At 64.2% G+C, this 313-nt stretch carries 1 protein-coding gene; it reads left to right on the top strand.

The genetic code is table 11. The annotated features are described in order from the left end of the window. The coding region (locus SB786_RS35920; RefSeq protein ID WP_410731534.1) for an NAD(P)/FAD-dependent oxidoreductase at window positions 1-313 on the top strand (313 nt) is incomplete at both ends.

Raw genomic sequence — 313 nt, 5'->3', positions numbered from 1 at the left:
CAGGTGCATGCCCGCAGCAGTACGGCGATTGTGGCGGGCGAATGTGTCGGGCAGGACTGGATACGGGTGGGTGATGCCGCGATGGCCGTTGATCCGCTGTCGGGCAACGGTATCTTCCAGTCGCTATCTTCGGCGTTACAGGCACCGGTGGTGATAAATACATTGCTGCGCAGGCCTGAACGGGCCGAGTTGGCGCGGCAGTTCCACCAGCAGCGGATTGAGCAGCTGTTCTTGCGCTTTGCCCGTATCGGGCGGGATTTCTACGGGCAGGAGCAGGGGCGGGCAGGGCAGCCGTTCTGGGCCAGGCGCCAGG

The organism is Burkholderia sp. SIMBA_062, assembly GCF_046534765.1.
Classification (GTDB): Bacteria; Pseudomonadota; Gammaproteobacteria; order Burkholderiales; family Burkholderiaceae; genus Burkholderia; species Burkholderia ambifaria.
This window is presented reverse-complemented; position numbering and strand designations above follow the sequence as displayed.